We start from the raw sequence: 18,699 nt of genomic DNA, 5'->3' as shown, positions 1-18,699 counted from the left end.
GAAAACATGATCAGCGAATGGGTTGTATCAATATTATTGTTATTTGGTGGTACGTTTATTTTAATTGGCTCAATAGGTTTAATTAAACTACCTGACTTTTTTATGCGTTTGCATGGACCAACTAAAGCAACCACGTTAGGCATGGCGAGTATGTTAATTGCGGCTATGGTCTATTTTGCAAGTTCAGAGCATGGCCTAAGTGTTAAAGAAATACTCATCACTATATTTTTACTAATTACAGCACCGATTAGTGGTTACATGCTAATAAAGTCAGCTATTCATCATAAGCTAAAAGCCAAAGAAGGCACTAAAGGTCTAGATAATGTAGAAGACGACTAACGCAAAAATTAATTTATAAAAGGCCGAATAAATTCATTTTATTCGGCCTTTTTAATGATTGCTTGTACCCTTTACAATACAAATTATTCATGTGACTATAAATTAATTATTTATATGAAAGGATATTATTATGGGTAAGGTACTACTTTTATCGTTGCTAATTTTTTCTAGTAGTTTATATGCTGAACAAAATACTAAGCAGCAAAAAATAGATGAACTCATTAAAGTAATGAATTTAGATTCAATGGTTGACTCTATGTACGGCCAGGTTGAAGGTATGATGAAAGGCATGTCAGACCAAATGGGTGTTAAGCCTTCTGAGCAAGCAATTTTTGATAAGTACTACGGCGACATGACGACGGTATTAAAAACTGAGATGAGTTGGGCTAAAATGCAGCCAATGATGGTCAATGTATACGACAAGCATTTTAGTGAGCAAGAAATTGCCGATATGTTAGCATTTTATAAAACAGATACAGGGCAAAAAATACTCGAAAAAATGCCTGTTGTAATGCAAGAGTCTATGCAAATGTCACAAAGCTTAATGAAAGATGCTATGCCTAAAATACAAACTTTAGCGCAGCAACTAAGCGACGAATTAGAGCAAAGCCGTAGCGAATCAAACTAGGGCAGCGCATGTTTGGTATTTATGCTGCGTTAACGCCTGTTTATGGGGGATAACCACACTACATAGGCTCTGGCTTGCCTAAAGACCAAACAGTCTGCATAAATTAAATCACCAATGATCAACACGCCCTTAGATTAATACGCGCCTTACTTAGGCGCTTCTGTGCTAAATTACGCCCCCTTCAAATAATACACGGCCAATACCAGCTTAAGTTAATTATGTTTGTGTCACTATACCAATGAGCAACAATACATAATCAATTTGAAGGAATAAATTCGGCGCTAACTGCGTTAAACATTTTTGGGATACGACTGCATGGATGCAGGGGCAATTAATAATAACAACTAAATAACGAAACCTTTGCTCTGTTATCCACTCGATTTATTGTCTTAAATAGAGCACTTAATTGAGCCAATTAGTATTATTTTGTTACTTTTAAAATAGCCATTGACCAATGTGTTGCACCTAGGTTTATTATGAAGCTATTGAAACACGACGGAGCTAAATTATGTATGTTAAACAACTTGCCAAGTTAATGGGCGTGACTGCCGATACTGTACGTCATTACACACGAATTGGGTTACTTCATCCAATACGCAGTGAAGGAAATGGCTATCAAGAATATACAAAGCAAGACCAGCAGCGTTTAAAGTTTATTATTAGCTCTCGTCAACTTGGTTTTTCTCTCAAAGATATTCAACACATTATAGGCGAGTCAGAGCAGGGGAATTGTCCTTGTCCGTTAACGCGTAAACTCATTACTAAACGCCTAGAAGAAACCGAAGCACTATTTCAAGAAACATTAAAATTACGAAACAGAATGCATGCAGCTCTGGCGCAATGGGATACATCAGCCGATGGTGCAAATGCCAGTGACGTGTGTAGTTTAATAGAATCTTTTGTTGATCCAATAAACGATTCTGCAAATAAGGAGCAGCGTAATGACGACTAATACAAAAGACACCGCGCAAAACTTTATTATTGAAGGTGCTAATTGCGGCAGTTGTGTGGCTAAAATTGAAAAAGCCCTTAATAGCGTGCAAGGCGCGCAAAACGTGGAAATGAACTTTGCACAGCGTACTGTCCGTGTAGAAGGTAAAGCCCGCGAAAGCACGCTTATTAAAGCAGTCGAAAACATTGGTTATTCAGCTAAGCCAATGAGTAATGAGTCTGATCAAGATGCACTTGATGAAAAAGCAAAGTCGGACGAGGCACATTACAAAAAGCTAATGCGTAATATGATATTAGCGTTAGGAGTCGGTGCACCGTTAATGATATACGGGCTTATTTTTGATATGAGTGTGACCACCGACACACAACGAATAGCCTGGTTTTTAGTGGGTATAGTCACGCTTGTGGTTATGGCTATATCAGGTAAGCAATTTTACAACGGTGCTTGGCAGGCATTTAAAAACCATGCTGCCAATATGGATACATTAATAGCGCTTGGTACAGGTACTGCGTGGTTGTATTCAATGTTCGTAGTAATAGCACCAAACTTATTACCACAAGTCGCAAGACACGTATATTTTGAAGCATCATCGATGATCATCGGTTTAATTAGTTTAGGGCTCGCTTTTGAAGTAAAAGCACGTGGGCGCACCTCACAAGCAATTAAACGCTTAATTGGCCTGCAACCAAAAACTGCACGCGTTATTCGCGATGCTCAAGAGCAAGACATCGACATTAGTGATGTTGTAAAAAATGATGAAGTACGCGTACGCCCGGGTGAAAAAATCCCTGTGGATGGCGATGTTATTGAAGGCAGCAGTACGGTTGATGAGTCAATGCTTACTGGTGAGCCAATGGCTGTAAGCAAAAAAACGGGCGACAAAGTCGTTGCCGGAAGTATTAATAAAAGTGGCACTTTATTATTTAAAGCCACGCACATTGGTAGCGAAACCACACTTGCCAATATTATCAATATGGTAAAGCGTGCACAAAACTCAAAGCCATCAATAGGGCGCTTAGCTGATGTTATATCAGGGATATTTGTACCAACAGTCATGATTATTGCGGTGCTTGCAGGCCTTACATGGTTAAACTTTGGACCTGAGCCATCAATTGCTTATGCCGTTGTTGCGGTTACCACTGTACTTATTATTGCTTGTCCTTGTGCGCTAGGACTCGCAACCCCTATGTCGGTTATGGTGGGTATTGGTAAAGCTGCAGAGTCAGGAATATTAATTCGAAATGGTGAGTCGCTGCAAACAACATCTAAAATCACCACCATGATTTTAGATAAAACAGGCACTATTACTCAAGGCACACCGCAAGTTACCGATGTAGTTACCTTTAATAACAGTAATGAAAATACAGTAATGCAACTTGTTGCCAGCCTTGAAAGTAGCTCAGAGCATCCACTGGCCCAAGCAATTACGGCATACGCTAAAAAGCAGGGCTTAGCTTTGAGTAAAGTAGCCGACTTTAGTGCAATTACAGGTAAAGGTGTCACTGGCAGTGTTGACGGGCAAACATTATTGTTTGGCAATAAAGCGCTAATGGATAAATACAACGTGGCCGTTGATGATGCAACCGAGCAAGCTCAAACACTTGCCAGTGATGCTAAAACGCCCATGTATTTTACAAGTAATAATAAGCTCCACGCTATTATTGCAGTAGCCGATCCAATTAAAGAGGATTCAGTTGAAGCTATTAAACGCCTGCAAGATAAAGGTATCCACCTAGTTATGCTAACAGGTGACAACAAAGCCACTGCACAAGCCGTTGCTAAGCAAGTCGGTATTGATGACTTTATTGCAGAAGTAATGCCCGATGACAAAGTAAACGAAGTAACAAAACGCCAAGCAAATGGTGAAATAGTGGGTATGACAGGTGATGGTATTAACGATGCCCCTGCACTTGCACAAGCCGACGTAGGATTTGCAATTGGTACAGGTACCGATGTTGCAATAGAAAGTGCAGACATTACCTTAATGCGTGGATCGCTGCATGGCCTTGCTGATGCAATTGCAGTGAGTAATGCAACTATTTCAAATATTAAACAAAACCTATTTGGTGCCTTTATTTATAACGTGGCGGGTATTCCGATTGCAGCCGGCGTGTTGTATCCATTTTTTGGCATACTACTTAACCCTGTTGTTGCAGGTGCAGCTATGGCACTTTCATCGCTTACAGTGGTAAGTAACGCTAATCGCTTACGTTTTTTCAAACCAAATGAATCGTAATTTAAGCTAAGGAGTACATTATGTTGATGATTAATATAGGTGGTGCACTGTTAATAGCCGCAATTATTTATTGGTTTTGGCTATACAAACCAGAGCAAACACAAAGTAATGATAGTCGTTGATAACGGTGTTTATAAGCCAGGACATATTATAGTGGCAGCCAACAAAGAGGTTGTACTTACCTTTGATAGAAAAGACAGCGCGCCGTGCGCCGAAACAGTGGTATTTCCACAGCTTGATATAAGTAAAACGCTGGCAATGGGTGATGGCAATACAGTTAAACTACCTACGCTTGAAGCCGGTGAATACGACTTTCATTGCCAAATGCAAATGTATAAGGGCAAGCTAGTTTCAGAGTAACCTGAACTAAGTAGGTGTTGGGGTCGTATAGTTGCCTTATATAAGCTGTATAAATAGATGAATAGGAGTCGTTATACTAAATGAATAAACTAAACCCTAAAAAATTATTGAATAGTAAATGGACCGCAACACCTGCTATAAATAAAGAAAAACACTTCATTATTGTTGAGGTGGAATTTGATGAAGACGGTAATGTAATTGAATGTATTACCGAGGCTGTTATGTCAAAAAATCAATATCCAATTAGTTGGCGAGATTTAAAAGATAACCAAAAGTGGCTGCAAGGGTGGAAGTAGTTTAAGTCTATATAATTTACCTCACTCCAATAGCTGGCACACGATGTAGGTTTGCTTAACTCAAGCGAACATATGTTTTACAGCGCATTAAATTATGAGTTTAATGCTACAACTTAGCTTTAGCATTGAAACCTTCCTAAATAAATTCGCCATTTGGCAACAAAACAGTTAATTTCAAAATATCTTTCCAAAATTTTTATAATAAATTTCAAAAACAATCTAACTTACTGATTATAAGTTAATTAATTATTTAATAGCCGCAAATAAATCCGATGTAATTTCCATGTTCATATTCAGTTTATCTTGAAGGCTAACCTAAACGCCCCCTTATTGGCTTTTTAGCAAAAGTGTGTCTTTTTAATTAAACTTAACCAATTGATTTATAATGGTTTATTATTTTTAGTTAAATGACTGTTGCTAAATAGCAACAATAACACCTCCTCAAATTAAGCTTTTCTCGCTTTATATCATTTAACTCATTGTTTTTAAATAATAAATAAAAAGTGGCACCGAAGTTGTAATACCTAGAGTGTATTAAGCAAAACGTGATGAAAGCCAAAGGCCTTAATCGCAACAACCCAATGAAGGAATACTATTATGAAAACATTTCAATCAACATTAGTACTAATGGCGCTAGCTTCTTCATCAGCGGCTTTTGCAGCAACAGATTTTGATACGCTAGACGTAGATGGTAATGGCGCAATCAGCCAAGCCGAAGCATCAGTGGATGCTGAGCTTTTAAGCAAATTTGAAGAACTCGATACAAACCAAGATGGTGAGCTATCTGAAGATGAGTTTTCTAAGGCCTAAAATTAAAGCCTTAAGCAGTTAATGCTCTGTAATGTTATCTAAATTCTGAGTTGCCAAAGACAACCTAAGTAGGCACGGGAGCCTACTAAAAAGAATAACTAGGAAGTGACTAGAGAGCACTATAGAGCAAATTTATTTAGGACACCGCATACTTTTGAAGGATTAAATTATGAAAAAGCTACAATCAACATTTGTACTTATGGCTATTGTTTCTTCGTCAGTAGTATTTGCAAACACAGACTTTGAAACACGCGACGCAGACGACAACGCTTCAATTAGTCGCTCTGAAGAGTCACTGCAAGTGATAGAGCAATTTGACGAGCTGAATGTTCAAAGTAGCGGTGGTCCGACAGAAAATGATTTTTTTGAATATTAATTTATAGACACTTTACTCCTAAAGGATCTTTGAAAAGGACTTCTTACCCCTAATCAGGCCCAAAGCCTAAGGAAACGATTATGAAAACATTACATAAAACTTTAGGGCGTATTGATCTTTGTGGATTGAAATTTGTTCAATCTAGGGGCGATTAAATCGAGGCGCGAGGTTTGTAACCTAGTGGGCTAAGTAAAAACCGAGCAACAAAGAGTTAATCGTCCCTAGAAAGAACCCAAAGGGCAGCGCATGTTTGGTATTTATGCTGCGTTATCGCCTATTTATGGGGAATAACCACACTACATAGGCTCTGCCTTGCCTAAAAACCAAACATACTGCTGCAAATTCACCCACCAAAGATCAACACGCCCTACCACTTGTAGCCCTAGCTTCTTCTTCAGCGGCGTTTGCTGCGGTAGATTTTGATTCTTTTGATACAGATGGCGACGGCGTAATTAGTAAAACAGAAGCTCAAGTAAACTCGCAACTAGTACAGCTTTTTGATCAATTAGATACAGATGGAAATGGCGAGTTATCTAAAGAAGAGTTTTCGAAGGTTCAGTAATAAGCTCTATGTAGAACCTTACCAGTCATACTCACAAAGCAGCTAAGTAATTAATACTTAGCTGCTTTTTTGTGCATTTAATTTAATATATTACTTTTTAGTCACCAAAGTAGTGCAAAACTTGAGTTTGAATAGTGTCAAGTTACTGATTATTAAGTTATTTTATTGTTGGTTTTAAACTTGCAAATCTATTTATAACTTAGGTTAATGAGTATTTAAAATGGCGCGAATGAGTTATATCAGTAGTGTTGAGCGCTACCACGAATATGAGCATGTAATACACAGTTTACTTGAATCTATTTTAATGAGTATTGAGGACGGATTAACTAAAGAGCGTGATACCCGCTATCTGATTAAGCAGTACCCATTTTTAGAATTACAATATTGTTTGAATGCAGAAGGTTTGCAGCAGGGTAATAATGTCTGCTTTAAACGCGCATATAGCAAAAAATTAGGTGAAAGTGGTAATCAACAGGATTTAAGCGAGCGACCCTATTTTTTGAACGCTAAAGCAAGTGATAAAGTGTGCTTTACTGATCCCTATATTTCTATAGCGACTAACCATTTATGTATATCGGCGATTAAAGAGCTAAAAAAACCAATTAATAATCAGCATTACTTGGTCGTCGATGTGAGCTTAACGCAGCTTATTGAGTTTGTAATGGGTGATACTGCGCGCGCTAATATGTCGCCTTACTTTAAAGCGGGTTACGGTATTATTGTGGCGTGCTTATTTTGCTTAGTATTATTTTTACTGAATATCGTTTTTAGTGATATATACGCGCTATTAACCCATGTAGATACCTCATCAGATCCACTTGAACCCTTTAGTATCATTATTTACATCACCCTAGCATTAGCAGTATTCGATTTAGGTAAAACAATACTCGAAGAAGAAATCCTTATGCATAAGGATATTTTTAGGCACTCATCTACGCGGCGCACTATTACACGGTTTATATCTACCGTGTTAATTGCTATATCAATTGAGGCGCTGTTAACTATGTTTAAAGCGGCGTTGGGGCAATCGGAGTATTTAATGCCTGCAATAGCGATGATGCTTGCAGTAGTGGGGCTTTTAATTGCACTGGCTATTTATGTTTATTTAGGGGCAAAGGCCGAAACGCTATTAATGCGCGCTCGTTTAAAACAAAAATCCTCCAAGTAGGAGGATTTTTATATTACATAACTCTATTAAATAGCTATTTATTGCTTATCTTGCGCGCGTTTGGCTTTAAAGTCAGACTCGCTCGTCCACTTTGGCCAATCGCCATTATTTGCAAGCTGTGTGGCTATATCAACAATAAGATCTATATCTTGCTTAACACCACCTAACGACCAATCAGCTGAGTAGTCGTCTGCTTCTTTATGGTATTTATGCGCAATGTACTCAGGGTCGGTATCGCCCAGACTCATAAATAATAAACTAGGCACGCCTTGCTTAGAAAGCGAGAAATGATCAGATCTAAAAAATAAGCCATTTTGCGGGCGAGGATCCATTTTAACAACACGGCCTTGTGATTTTGCAGCCTTTACTAAATAGTTTTCCATTGTCGATAAATCTTTACCGTATTGTAAAATGTAGTCAGTGCCATCAAGCACGTTCATGCCATCAATATTTAATAAACCGACCATGTGTTTTGTAGGTACAACCGCACCCGATGCAAACTCTTCAGAACCAATTAACCCTGTTTCTTCTGCTGTAAAGTTAGCAAAAATAATTGAGCGTTTAAATGGTTTTTGCTTGTTCATTTCGCTCATTATACGTGCTATTTCAAGCGTGGCTGCAGTGCCTGAAGCGTTATCTACTGCGCCATTATAAATCTTAGGGCCAGTATCAGTTTGTTTAGTACCAAAGTGGTCCCAGTGAGCGCTGATAACAACGTATTCGTCAGGTGATTCGCTACCTGTAATTTGTGCAACTACGTTATGCGATTTGGCATGTGATACTTCGTTTTTAAAGGCAAGGTTTGCTTTTAAGTTAAATGGCGTCGCTTTAAAGTCATTATTTAATGCTGCTTGTTTTAAATCTTGATAGTTAAGCTTTGCGGCGTTAAACATTTTCTCAGTCGCATCAAGTGTTAGCCAGCCCATAACCGGTAATTTAGACGCGTTTAAATTGTTATCCATTAACGTGTATTTAGTGCCGGTGTTTGAACTTTCAACTACGCCCCAAGGATATGCCGCAGGTGCTGTTTCATGAACAATAAATACAGCCTTTGCACCTTGGCGAGCGGCTTCTTCATATTTATAAGTCCAACGACCGTAGTAGGTCATTGCATTACCAGTAAAAAGGGCGTCGTTTTGAGTAGCAAAGCCTGGATCGTTAACTAGCACAACCACAGTTTTACCAGTTACATCGATATTTTTATAGTCATTCCAGTTATATTCTGGTGCATTAATACCATAGCCAACAAATACAACGTCAGAATTGCGTACATCAATTAATGGCTGAAGTTGCTCGGTACGTGCGGTAAAGTCTTTACCTGATTCAAAGCTTAAATCACCTACCTTCAACTGCATATCCTGATTAGCTGTCACCATTGCCATTTTTACAGGCTGTAAGTATTTACCTTTATAAGCACCGGTTAAACCCAGCGCTTTATATTGCTCGCTTAAGTAGCCTACGGTTTTTACTTCACCATGAGTAAGCGGGCCTCGGCCTTCAAAGTCATCAGAGGCTAGCGTTTTAATATGCTGTTTAATATTGCTAAGGCTTACACCTGCTGTATTTTCTAATGGAGTTTGTTCGCTTGCAGGCTCTGAGCAGCCAAAGAGTGCAACTAGCAAGCTCAGGCTAGCGCTTTTTAAAAGAGTAGATGCCATAGTCTTCATATTGTTATTTAATTAGGCTTTCAATATAAAGGAAGCACCGCAGCGATGTCGAATTTTTATAGAGAACTTTTCATTCAATTGCAGATTGATTTTATAAAGTGTATAAATAACGAACAACCTAAAGGAGCATATAATGGGCCAATGTAAAAAAAGTGGGTATTTATTTATAGCTAGTGGCATTGCATTTTTTGCTGCTGCAATATTAGCTGAGCAGGAGACATTTTTTGTGCTGTCTGCTTCTTTTATAATACTGGGCACTATAAGTATAAAAAAGCGGTTTAATAACCGCTTAGTTTTTTTAGCTAAATATAAAGCTTAAATACAATACTTAATACTTGGCACTAAAAGCAAAAAACCAGCATTAGCTGGTTTTTTTGCATAGGTTGCAGCTAGCTTTATGCGTCTGCAAGTTTTACGCGGATCTTACTTTTATCAACAGTAGATTGGTTAAGTGCAGTAATTGCGCTTTTACTTTCTATGTCGTTTGGCATTTCTACAAAGGCAAAACCTTTAGATTGGCCAGTTTCTTTATCAAGTACCAAGTTACAGGTAGTCACTTTACCGTGCTCTGAAAATAAAGTACGAAGCTCATGCTCAGTGGTAGCACGAGACAAGTTACGAACTAATAGTTTCATAATGAACCTAAATAATTATGTCAGTATTAATTATCTCAAGTAACTCAGGTTTAACCTAATTTTATTTTAAAACAAATATAAATAAACACTCTATAGAAATAATTTTTTGTATCACTATGAAAATAATAGATTTTATAATTAAATTTAAAATATCAGTAAATTGGTAATGTTAATTGGTAATTGAATTGTGGTTATTTGTACAATAAATTGGTAAATTCATATTTAATTAACTTACTATTAACCGCAGAACTACTCATGTCTAAATATACCCTAAAACCCTGTAATACAGTTACAGCTATACTTCTATCTTGTTTAGTTACTGGTTGTGGCAGCTCAGGCTCTGATCCTACGGTGCAAAATAATGAAGCGATTTCTTCACAAACTCCTGCAACAATTGCTGGTAACACTCTAGGTGAAGTTATTAGCGATAGTAATGATGCAATAACAGGCTCGTTAACTATTACGGATCAACAATCAGGTGAAGCTGCTTTTGTAGCACAAGAAAATAGCGCTACAAGCTATGGTTTTTTTAGCTTAAATGCTGGTGGAGATTGGTCATACACACTTGACGATTTAAACGCTTCAATAACATCTTTAAGTGAAAGTGAAACACTACAAGATACAATAACAGTAAACTCTGTAGATGGTACCAGCGCACAAATTATCATAACAATTGTAGGTGCACCAATAGCTCAAGCTGATGGCTTTGAGAAAATATCACACGTTTTATTGCGATCAGATGGCGTTAATTCGGGGCTTGGCGCATACACGCTTATTGAAAATACCTTCGGCGAAGGGTCAATTGAATCTCCAGACTTATATGGTGGCAATCATGAAAGTGTTGTCCATATTATTGAAGATACCGATACGATAATTGGTAACCATTTTGTCTTTTTAGCTCACCGAGATGATGACCAAGATAAAGACAAAGGCGTAAGTGATAGACAACGTAACGAAATAAAAACCTACGATAAATCACCACAAGAAACACTGGCGTTTGAGGGTGAGACATTTCAATATAGCTGGAAATTTAAAGTAAGCAGCGAGCTTGAGCTTACGAGTAAGTTTAGCCATTTTTTTCAAATAAAAGCCCGTAACGAAAGTAACGACAACACCAATGGTAATGACGATCAGCCTATTATTACGCTCTCGGGTGCGCAAAAAAATAGTACAGGTAACCAGCTGCAAGTGCGATATAGTGCAGGCTTTGACGAAAACGGTATCAGCACAGGGCTTGATAAAAACCTCATTGAAACCGACTGGTCACTCATTACAGATGAATGGGTCGAGGTATTTGTACAAGCTACATTTAGTGAAAATGGCAAGTTTGATATGACGTTAACGCGCTTAAGCGATAATGCAGAGATATTTAATATAAGCGAGCAAAACATAGATATGTGGCGCGGCTTTAGTGATGCTGATTTTGCTCGTCCTAAGTGGGGAATATACCGCTCAATTGTTGAAACCGACAGCCTTCGCGCTGATGAAGAACGTGTTAGGTTTGCTGATTTTTCTATTACAAAAGGTAAGATAGCGCAGTAGCTATTTTATCAATTAGCATGAAAAAGCCGTTAATGATTATGCATCATTAACGGCTTTTTTAATTTTTTGAGAAAGTGATTACTTCACTTCTTTACCCGCTGCTTGTTGATCAGCATGGTAGCTTGAACGTACAAACGGGCCAGAAGCCGCGTGAGTAAAGCCAATTTCGTCTGCATACGCTTTTAAGCCGTCAAACTCTACTGGTGGCACGTAGCGCTTAACCGGTAAGTGATGCTTAGAAGGTTGTAGGTATTGGCCTACAGTTAGCATGTCAACGTTGTGAGCACGTAAATCGCGAAGCACTTCTTCAATTTCGCTAATTTCTTCACCTAAACCAACCATTAAACCTGATTTAGTTTTTACTTCTGGGTGAGCTTCTTTAAAGCGACGAAGTAACTCTAATGACCATTTATAGTCAGCACCTGGACGAGCTAGTTTGTATAAACGTGGCGCAGTTTCAAGATTGTGGTTAAACACATCTGGTGGCGTCTCGATTAATATCTCTAGTGCGCGGTCCATACGACCACGAAAATCAGGTACTAAAATTTCGATAGTAATAGTTGGATTATGTTTACGAATCTCGCGAATACAATCGGCAAAATGCTGTGCACCACCATCACGTAAATCATCACGATCAACTGAAGTGATTACAACGTAGCTTAGCTTCATATCTTTAATAGTAAGTGCTAGCTTTTCAGGTTCAGTGGCATCAGGTTTTAATGGGCGACCATGTGCAACATCACAAAATGGGCAACGACGAGTACAAATTGCACCTAAAATCATAAAGGTAGCTGTACCGTGGTTAAAACATTCAGATAGGTTAGGGCACGAAGCTTCTTCACATACCGAGTGTAAGCCATGCTTACGTAGCGCTTTTTTAATACCGTCAATACGATCGGTTGATTTAGGTAAGCGAATTTTTAACCATTCTGGCTTACGCAACATTTCAGTTTTTTCTGTAGGTAAAACTTTTACTGGGATCAACGCCATTTTTTCTGCGTCGCGTAGTTTTACACCTGGTTCCATTTTGACTGGTTTATTCATTCGTTTTCAAACCCTTCAGTATGCTTAACCTGTGTTGCATTAAGCTTCTTGATCATGTGTTTCACCAATCCTTCACCCGCACTTTCTAGGTTTTGAGGACCATCTAATTCTTTAGTTTGCACCATATTCATGCCCGCATAACCACATGGGTTAATGCGTAAAAATGGACTTAGGTCCATGTTAACATTTAATGCTAAGCCATGAAACGAGCAACCTCGACGAACCCTTAAACCAAGGGATGCAATTTTACTGTCATTAACGTATACACCTGGTGCATCAGCTTTAGCATAAGCTTCAATACCATACTCGGCGAGTGATTCAATAATGCACTCTTCAAGCCAAGTAACCAGTTCACGTACACCAATCTTTAAACGACGTAGATTAAATAATACATACATCATTTGCTGGCCAGGGCCGTGGTAAGTTACTTGCCCGCCACGGTCAACTTTAATCACCTCAATGTCGCCAGGAGCTAGTAAGTGTTCGTCCTTACCAGCCTGACCTTGGGTGAATACACTCTCGTGCTCTACAAGCCAAATTTCATCTGGCGTATTTTCATCACGGGTGTCGGTAAAGTCCTGCATTTTTTGCCAAATTGGCATATACCGCTGACGACCCAGTTGGCGTACGATCAAAGTGTTTTCGTTCACAACAAATCTCAACTATGGATTAAAGCATGTGGCGTACGTCATCAATATTGCTGATCACGTTGTAAATTTCTTCAATGTGTTTGCCACTAGTAACTGTTGCTACAAGGCTTACTGACTCGTAATTACCTTTGCTGCTTGGTTTTACTTTAGGGGCGTAATCGCCAGGTGCTATTGGTTGTAACTTAGCTAAAATTTGATCAGTTAAGTTTACGTTAGCTAAACCCATTATTCTGAATGTAAATGGGCAAGGGTACTCTAGGTACTCATCAAATTTAGTATCTTTAACAGGTTGAACCACGACGGTGACTCCTCATACAAAAGTGTGGACTCTATGCAAGCTTGAAGCTTAATACAGATAGGCAATTAGCAGTCTTGCTTATATGGGGCGCATTCTAACATTTTTCAAGCAAAAAAAAACGCCTCACAGTGGAGACGTTTAAATTAGTTACCTAGTTAATAGGGGAGATATAAATTACTGCATGATCTGTAAGCGTAAGTAATCATAAATTTTGCTAAAGAAGCTGCCTTCTTCCACTTCTTCAAGTGTAACTAGTGGGTATTGAGCAATATCTTCGCCCTCTAGTTGTAAGAATAACGTACCTACTTTAGTACCTTTAGCAAGTGGTGCTTCAAGCGTATTATCTAGCTCAAAGTTAGCTTTAAGGTTTTTATGCTGACCACGTGGGATAGTAATTGGTGTATCTTCTAAAATACCTAAAGATACGTTCTCTTTGTTACCCATCCAAATACGTTGTTCTGCAAAGCTATCGCCTGCTTTGTACGGAGTAATTGTTTCATAAAAACGAAAACCATAGTTAAGTAGCTTTTTACTTTCTACTTTACGAGCTCGTTCGCTTGAGGTACCCATAACAACAGCAATTAAACGCATATCGTTTTTAGTTGCTGAGGTAACTAGGCTGTAACCAGCTTCTGATGTATGCCCTGTTTTAATGCCGTCAACATCTAAGCTTTCATCCCATAATAATGAGTTACGGTTATATTGCTTAATGCCGTTGTAAGTAAACGATTTTTGCTTATAAAGTGCATATTCATCTGGCACATCACGAATAAGAGCAGCACCAAGTGTCGCCATATCGCGTGGAGTTGTGAAGTGCTCGTCAGTATCAAGGCCGTGGCTGTTGATAAAGTGACTGTTGCTCATACCTAATTTAGCAGCATGGGCATTCATTAAATCAGCAAATGCACTTTCGCTTCCAGCAATATGCTCAGCCATTGCTACACATGCATCATTACCTGATTGAATAATAATACCGTGGTTAAGCTCATCAACACTAATTTGTTTACCTACTTCAATAAACATCTTTGAAGATTCTGGAAAGTTTTTAGCCCATGCTTTTTCGCTTACCGTTACCATATCGGTAGTGGCAATATTACCTGCTTTAATTTCAGTACCAATTACATAACTGGTCATCATTTTAGTTAAACTTGCAGGTGCTAGCTGTGTATCGGCTTCACCTTCAGCAATAACTTTACCTGTTGTAAAGTCGACTAAAAAATAACCTTTCGCATTAACTTGAGGTGGTGCCGGAATAATTTGGGCGCTGGCTGAGAATACGGCGGCTGTACAAACTAGGCCGCATACACCTTTGAGGATTTTATGTTTAATAGATTTCATCATACTCATTAATGGTTAAAGTTAAAGATTCGCGTTACGCCATTCTAAAGGCCTTACTGAGTGTAAAGCAAGAACGCGTTTTGAAATTGATTTTCTTTTAATTTTTTTAATACTTCGTTTGCATGAGGGGTATCTTTTATTGGCCCTAAATGCAGTCTGTAAATATCGTCTTTTTGCACAATATTTGTTGGTAATTTGTATTGCTCTCGCAATGTGCTGGCAAGTGCTTCAATATTAGCAAGTGTACTACCTGCAGCTACCTGAATATAGGTTTGACGCGCAGTTGCCCCCGCAAGCGTAACGGCCTCTAGCTTAACCTTTGCTGTACCATGGGTGTAGTAGCCAAGCTTATAAGCGGCTGCGTACGAAAGATCAATTATTCTATCGTCATGAAACGGGCCACGGTCGTTCACGCGTACTATTACCGACTTACCATTTGCTGTATTGGTTACTCTAACAAAGCTAGGTAGGGGGAGCGTTTTATGCGCTGCGGTCATCGCAAACATATCATACGTTTCACCATTTGAGGTGTGATAACCATGAAATTTACGACCATACCAAGAGGCAATGCCTTCCTCACTATAACCCGTCTCATCAAGCATGGGCGAATAGCTTTTACCAAGCACTGTGTATGGGCGGCTAGCGCTAGCGCTTTTAGTGGTTTCAGTAACTATAGCGTCTTGCATCTCAAGTGTAGTTGGGGCTCTTAATGGCGCTGCATCATGACGCATACTATAACGGCTACTAGAACCGCTACTACAAGCACTTAAAAGCAAAATTAATAACGTGGTAAATATAAGCTGATTTGTGTGTCGCATTATTTTAAAAGCATCCTTTTATCTGTCGCGATTGACATAATAATGCCAAATCCTGCCATTAACGTCACCATCGATGTACCACCATAACTAATCAGTGGTAAAGGTACGCCTACAACAGGTAATAAACCCGATACCATGCCTATGTTTACGAATACATATACAAAAAAGGTGAGGGTGAGTGCGCCTGCGAGCAATTTACCAAATGCATCTTGTGCATTAACAGCAATGTATAAACCACGACCAATAATAAATAAGTACAGGCTAAGTAAAACACATACGCCGAATAAGCCAAATTCTTCGCTTAAAACCGAAAATATAAAGTCGGTGTGGCGCTCTGGCAAAAACTCTAATTGCGATTGTGTACCAAGCAACCAGCCTTTACCTTCTATGCCGCCTGATCCAATAGCAATTTTCGATTGAATAATATGATAACCCGAACCAAGCGGATCGCTCTCAGGATCTAAAAAGGTGAGTACACGTTGTTTTTGATAATCGTGCATACCGTAGTGCCAAAATGGCCATGCAGCAAGCGCTACAATCGAGCTTAAAAAGCCTATTAAACGCCAACTCAACCCAGACAAAAATAATACAAATATACCTGAGCTTGCAATAAGTATAGCGGTACCTAAGTCGGGTTGTTCTTTAATTAATAATGTAGGGAGCATTACAATCATAAAACCAATAATTAAATGTAGCGGGCGAGGTGGTAAGTGGTTTCTACCTATATACCAAGCTACCATCATCGGGACAGCCAACTTCATTAATTCTGCAGGTTGAAATCGTGTCACCCCTAAATTGAGCCAACGCTGCGCGCCTTTTGAGCTTACACCAAATAAAAGTACACCGACTAGCATTAATAACCCAACACAATAAAGTGGGATCACTAACCGCTTTAACGTGGCAGGCGAAAACTGGGCTAAAACAATCATAGCAACAACCGCACCGCCCATACGGGTCATGTGCCTAATCATCATAGAAGACTCTTGCCCGCTTGCGCTGTAAACAACCATTATGCTGCCAGCCATCATTATAAGTAGTGCAATAAGCAGCGGTAGGTCTAGGTGCATACGCATCCAAATAGAGCGTTTATCGTGCAAAGCGGTCATGGTGTCTCGTTCCTTGCAAGATTAACAGGATTGGCTGCAAAGTAGTAATCCATAAGTTGGCGAGCTATTTGAATGCCGCCGTGGTTGTTTTCTAACACAACAGAAACCACAATTTTAGGATCGCTATAAGGTGCAAAGCCTACATAAATTGTATTATCGCGTTGGCGCTCTTTAAGAGATTCTGCATCGTAGCGTTCACCTTGGGCAATACTAACTACTTGCGCGGTACCGGTTTTACCAGCCGAGTCGTAGTTAGTCCCTTTAAATGCTTTGTGGGCTGTGCCTGATATTTTTTGTACTGTATTATGCATTGCATCTAACGATACCTGCCAATGGCGCGGATCTTTTAAAATAACAGGGGGTTTTTCTTCGTTGTTAATTTGCGTTATGTCGTTATCTTTTTTTATCACTTGCACCAAATGAGGGGGATGATTAATACCACGATTAACTAATATGTTAGTTGCATTTGCAATTTGAATAGGTGTGGCAGTCCAGTAACCTTGGCCAATGCCTACCGAAATAGTATCACCGCGCCACCAAGACTCTTTAAAGCGTCCTTCTTTCCATTCTTTTGAAGGTAGAATAGCAGTAGTTTCTTCGTGAATATCAATACCTGACAAATCACCGTAGCCAAAACGGGCCATAAAATCGCTTATTTTAGTAATGCCTAATCGATAAGCCGCATCGTAAAAATAGGTATCACACGACTCTTCAATCGCTTTATATACATCTACATGACCATGGCCCCAACGTTTCCAATCTCGCCATTTATGTTCAACATTTGGAATTTGAAAAAAGCCAGGATCCCACATTGATGTTGACTCATTTACTATATTTTCTTCAAGCGCTAATACTGCCATTAAAGGCTTTACAGTAGAGGCCGGCGCATAACGACCTTGCGTAGTACGGTTTATTAATGGTCGGTCTTGGTTAAGCAGCGCTTTATAATTTTTGCTGCTAATGCCGTGTACAAATAAGTTTGGATCGTAACTTGGGTTTGAATAAAGTGCCAGCACGCCGCCATCTTTGGCGTCCATAACTACAACAGCGCCACGCATATCTTTAAGCGCATGTTGTGCTATTTGTTGCAAGCCCACGTCTAAAGTAAGTACTAAGTCGCTACCAGGTTGCGGTTGGGTCATGCTCAGGGTGCGTATTACACGGCCACGGTTATTAACTTCTACCCGTTGTGAGCCTACTTTACCGTGCAGTGTTTCTTCGTAATATTTTTCTATGCCGAGTTTGCCAATATCATGTGTGGCGCGGTAATTGGTTGCACGGTCTTCTTGTTCTAATTGGTTTAGCTCTTTTCTATTAAGCTTGGCAACGTAACCGAGCGCATGCGTTAGTGTGTCGCCAAATGGGTAGTAGCGTGCAAGGCGTGCCTCAATGCTAAAACCAGGGAATTTATGTTGATTAACCGAAAACTTCGCCACTTCTGTTTCGTCTAAGCGGGCTTTTAATACTTGTGATTTAAAACGACGGGTGTGTCTTATATCTTTTAAAAAGTCTTGTTTGTCTTGCTCTGTAATCGCAATTATTTTACTTATTTGATCAAGCGATTCGTCAAGGTCGTCTACCTCTTCGGGGATGACCTCAAGATTGTAAACAGGTTTGTTTTCTGCAAGTAGCACACCGTTACGGTCGTAAATTAAACCACGGTTGGGTGCAATAGGAATAACTTTAATGCGGTTATCGTTGGAGCGGGTTTGGTAGTCTTGGTGATCTTCGACCTGAATAGTATAAAGATTAGAAAGCAATACTGCGACTAATCCTAATACAAAAACAAAACCCACGAATGCTCGCCTAGCAAATAAGTTTGCTTCTGCGGAGTGGTCACGAATAGTGGGTCTATGTTTTAGCATGGCAAGGGG

18 protein-coding genes and 2 pseudogenes are annotated in these 18,699 nt (G+C 39.3%); 11 read left to right on the top strand and 9 right to left on the bottom strand.

Features of this window, described 5'->3' with window-relative positions; translation table 11 throughout:
- The first annotated feature begins 6 nt into the window (after positions 1–6).
- From AC5NT5_RS11530 to AC5NT5_RS11485, 10 genes and pseudogenes are all read left to right on the top strand, one after another.
- Positions 7–339, top strand: coding sequence for a Na+/H+ antiporter subunit G (locus AC5NT5_RS11530; RefSeq protein ID WP_002958501.1), 333 nt, complete (start codon positions 7–9; stop codon positions 337–339).
- A gap of 130 nt (positions 340–469) precedes the next feature.
- On the top strand, positions 470–967 hold the full coding sequence (locus AC5NT5_RS11525; RefSeq protein WP_182673883.1) for a DUF2059 domain-containing protein: 498 nt from the start codon (positions 470–472) through the stop codon (positions 965–967).
- 508 nt (positions 968–1,475) lie between these two features.
- Positions 1,476–1,919, top strand: a complete 444-nt coding sequence (locus tag AC5NT5_RS11520; RefSeq protein ID WP_309168583.1) for a MerR family transcriptional regulator — start codon at positions 1,476–1,478, stop codon at positions 1,917–1,919.
- A complete protein-coding gene (locus tag AC5NT5_RS11515) occupies positions 1,909–4,155 on the top strand; it encodes a heavy metal translocating P-type ATPase (protein WP_494514076.1) in 2,247 nt (748 codons plus the stop codon). Before AC5NT5_RS11520 ends, AC5NT5_RS11515 begins: the two co-directional genes overlap by 11 nt.
- Positions 4,156–4,175: 20 nt before the next feature.
- Positions 4,176–4,515 (top strand): annotated as a pseudogene (locus tag AC5NT5_RS11510) (cupredoxin domain-containing protein).
- Between the two features lie 80 nt (positions 4,516–4,595).
- Complete coding sequence (locus AC5NT5_RS11505; protein ID WP_002958506.1) at positions 4,596–4,811, top strand: TIGR02450 family Trp-rich protein; 216 nt, start codon at positions 4,596–4,598, stop codon at positions 4,809–4,811.
- Between the two features lie 597 nt (positions 4,812–5,408).
- Entirely contained in the window at positions 5,409–5,621 is a 213-nt protein-coding gene (locus AC5NT5_RS11500; protein ID WP_007585535.1) for an EF-hand domain-containing protein, read from the top strand.
- 169 nt (positions 5,622–5,790) lie between these two features.
- Positions 5,791–5,997, top strand: a complete 207-nt coding sequence (locus AC5NT5_RS11495; RefSeq protein WP_182673880.1) for a calmodulin — start codon at positions 5,791–5,793, stop codon at positions 5,995–5,997.
- A gap of 367 nt (positions 5,998–6,364) precedes the next feature.
- A pseudogene (locus tag AC5NT5_RS11490) lies at positions 6,365–6,559 on the top strand (EF-hand domain-containing protein); the annotation flags it as partial.
- A gap of 220 nt (positions 6,560–6,779) precedes the next feature.
- Positions 6,780–7,727 carry a PDC sensor domain-containing protein gene (locus AC5NT5_RS11485; protein ID WP_024603579.1) on the top strand — a complete coding sequence of 316 codons (948 nt, stop codon included), beginning with the start codon at positions 6,780–6,782 and terminating at the stop codon, positions 7,725–7,727.
- Positions 7,728–7,765: 38 nt separating this feature from the next.
- On the opposite strand, the gene AC5NT5_RS11480 is transcribed toward AC5NT5_RS11485, so the two are convergent.
- Complete coding sequence (locus AC5NT5_RS11480) at positions 7,766–9,385, bottom strand: M28 family metallopeptidase (protein WP_494514077.1); 1,620 nt, start codon at positions 9,383–9,385, stop codon at positions 7,766–7,768.
- 404 nt (positions 9,386–9,789) lie between these two features.
- Positions 9,790–10,029: an RNA recognition motif domain-containing protein gene (locus AC5NT5_RS11475; RefSeq protein WP_494514078.1), complete on the bottom strand. Its 240-nt coding sequence runs from the start codon at positions 10,027–10,029 to the stop codon at positions 9,790–9,792.
- Positions 10,030–10,284: 255 nt separating this feature from the next.
- Here AC5NT5_RS11475 and AC5NT5_RS11470 point away from each other — a divergent pair, with 255 nt between their 5' ends.
- Positions 10,285–11,571 (top strand): VCBS domain-containing protein, encoded by a 1,287-nt coding sequence (locus AC5NT5_RS11470; RefSeq protein WP_188162039.1) that lies wholly within the window; start codon positions 10,285–10,287, stop codon positions 11,569–11,571.
- Positions 11,572–11,649: 78 nt separating this feature from the next.
- On the opposite strand, the gene lipA is transcribed toward AC5NT5_RS11470, so the two are convergent.
- From lipA to mrdA, 7 genes are all read right to left on the bottom strand, one after another.
- The gene (gene lipA / locus AC5NT5_RS11465; RefSeq protein WP_002958515.1) at positions 11,650–12,615 is read right to left on the bottom strand and encodes a lipoyl synthase; all 966 of its coding nucleotides are present in this window, start codon (positions 12,613–12,615) and stop codon (positions 11,650–11,652) included.
- Entirely contained in the window at positions 12,612–13,265 is a 654-nt protein-coding gene (lipB, locus tag AC5NT5_RS11460; protein ID WP_010554695.1) for a lipoyl(octanoyl) transferase LipB, read from the bottom strand. The genes lipA and lipB overlap by 4 nt, the downstream gene beginning before the upstream one ends.
- Before the next feature lie 19 nt (positions 13,266–13,284).
- Positions 13,285–13,563: a DUF493 family protein YbeD gene (gene ybeD / locus AC5NT5_RS11455; protein ID WP_002958517.1), complete on the bottom strand. Its 279-nt coding sequence runs from the start codon at positions 13,561–13,563 to the stop codon at positions 13,285–13,287.
- A 174-nt stretch (positions 13,564–13,737) separates the two neighbouring features.
- Positions 13,738–14,901, bottom strand: coding sequence for a serine hydrolase (locus AC5NT5_RS11450; RefSeq protein ID WP_002958518.1), 1,164 nt, complete (start codon positions 14,899–14,901; stop codon positions 13,738–13,740).
- A 53-nt stretch (positions 14,902–14,954) separates the two neighbouring features.
- On the bottom strand, positions 14,955–15,719 hold the full coding sequence (locus AC5NT5_RS11445; protein WP_182682065.1) for a septal ring lytic transglycosylase RlpA family protein: 765 nt from the start codon (positions 15,717–15,719) through the stop codon (positions 14,955–14,957).
- Positions 15,719–16,825, bottom strand: coding sequence for a rod shape-determining protein RodA (rodA, locus tag AC5NT5_RS11440; RefSeq protein ID WP_182671323.1), 1,107 nt, complete (start codon positions 16,823–16,825; stop codon positions 15,719–15,721). The genes AC5NT5_RS11445 and rodA overlap by 1 nt, the downstream gene beginning before the upstream one ends.
- Positions 16,822–18,690 (bottom strand): penicillin-binding protein 2, encoded by a 1,869-nt coding sequence (mrdA, locus tag AC5NT5_RS11435; RefSeq protein WP_182736027.1) that lies wholly within the window; start codon positions 18,688–18,690, stop codon positions 16,822–16,824. The genes rodA and mrdA overlap by 4 nt, the downstream gene beginning before the upstream one ends.
- Positions 18,691–18,699: the final 9 nt, after the last annotated feature.

It is taken from the genome of Pseudoalteromonas sp. J2K-J599 (assembly GCF_059295115.2).
This window is presented reverse-complemented; position numbering and strand designations above follow the sequence as displayed.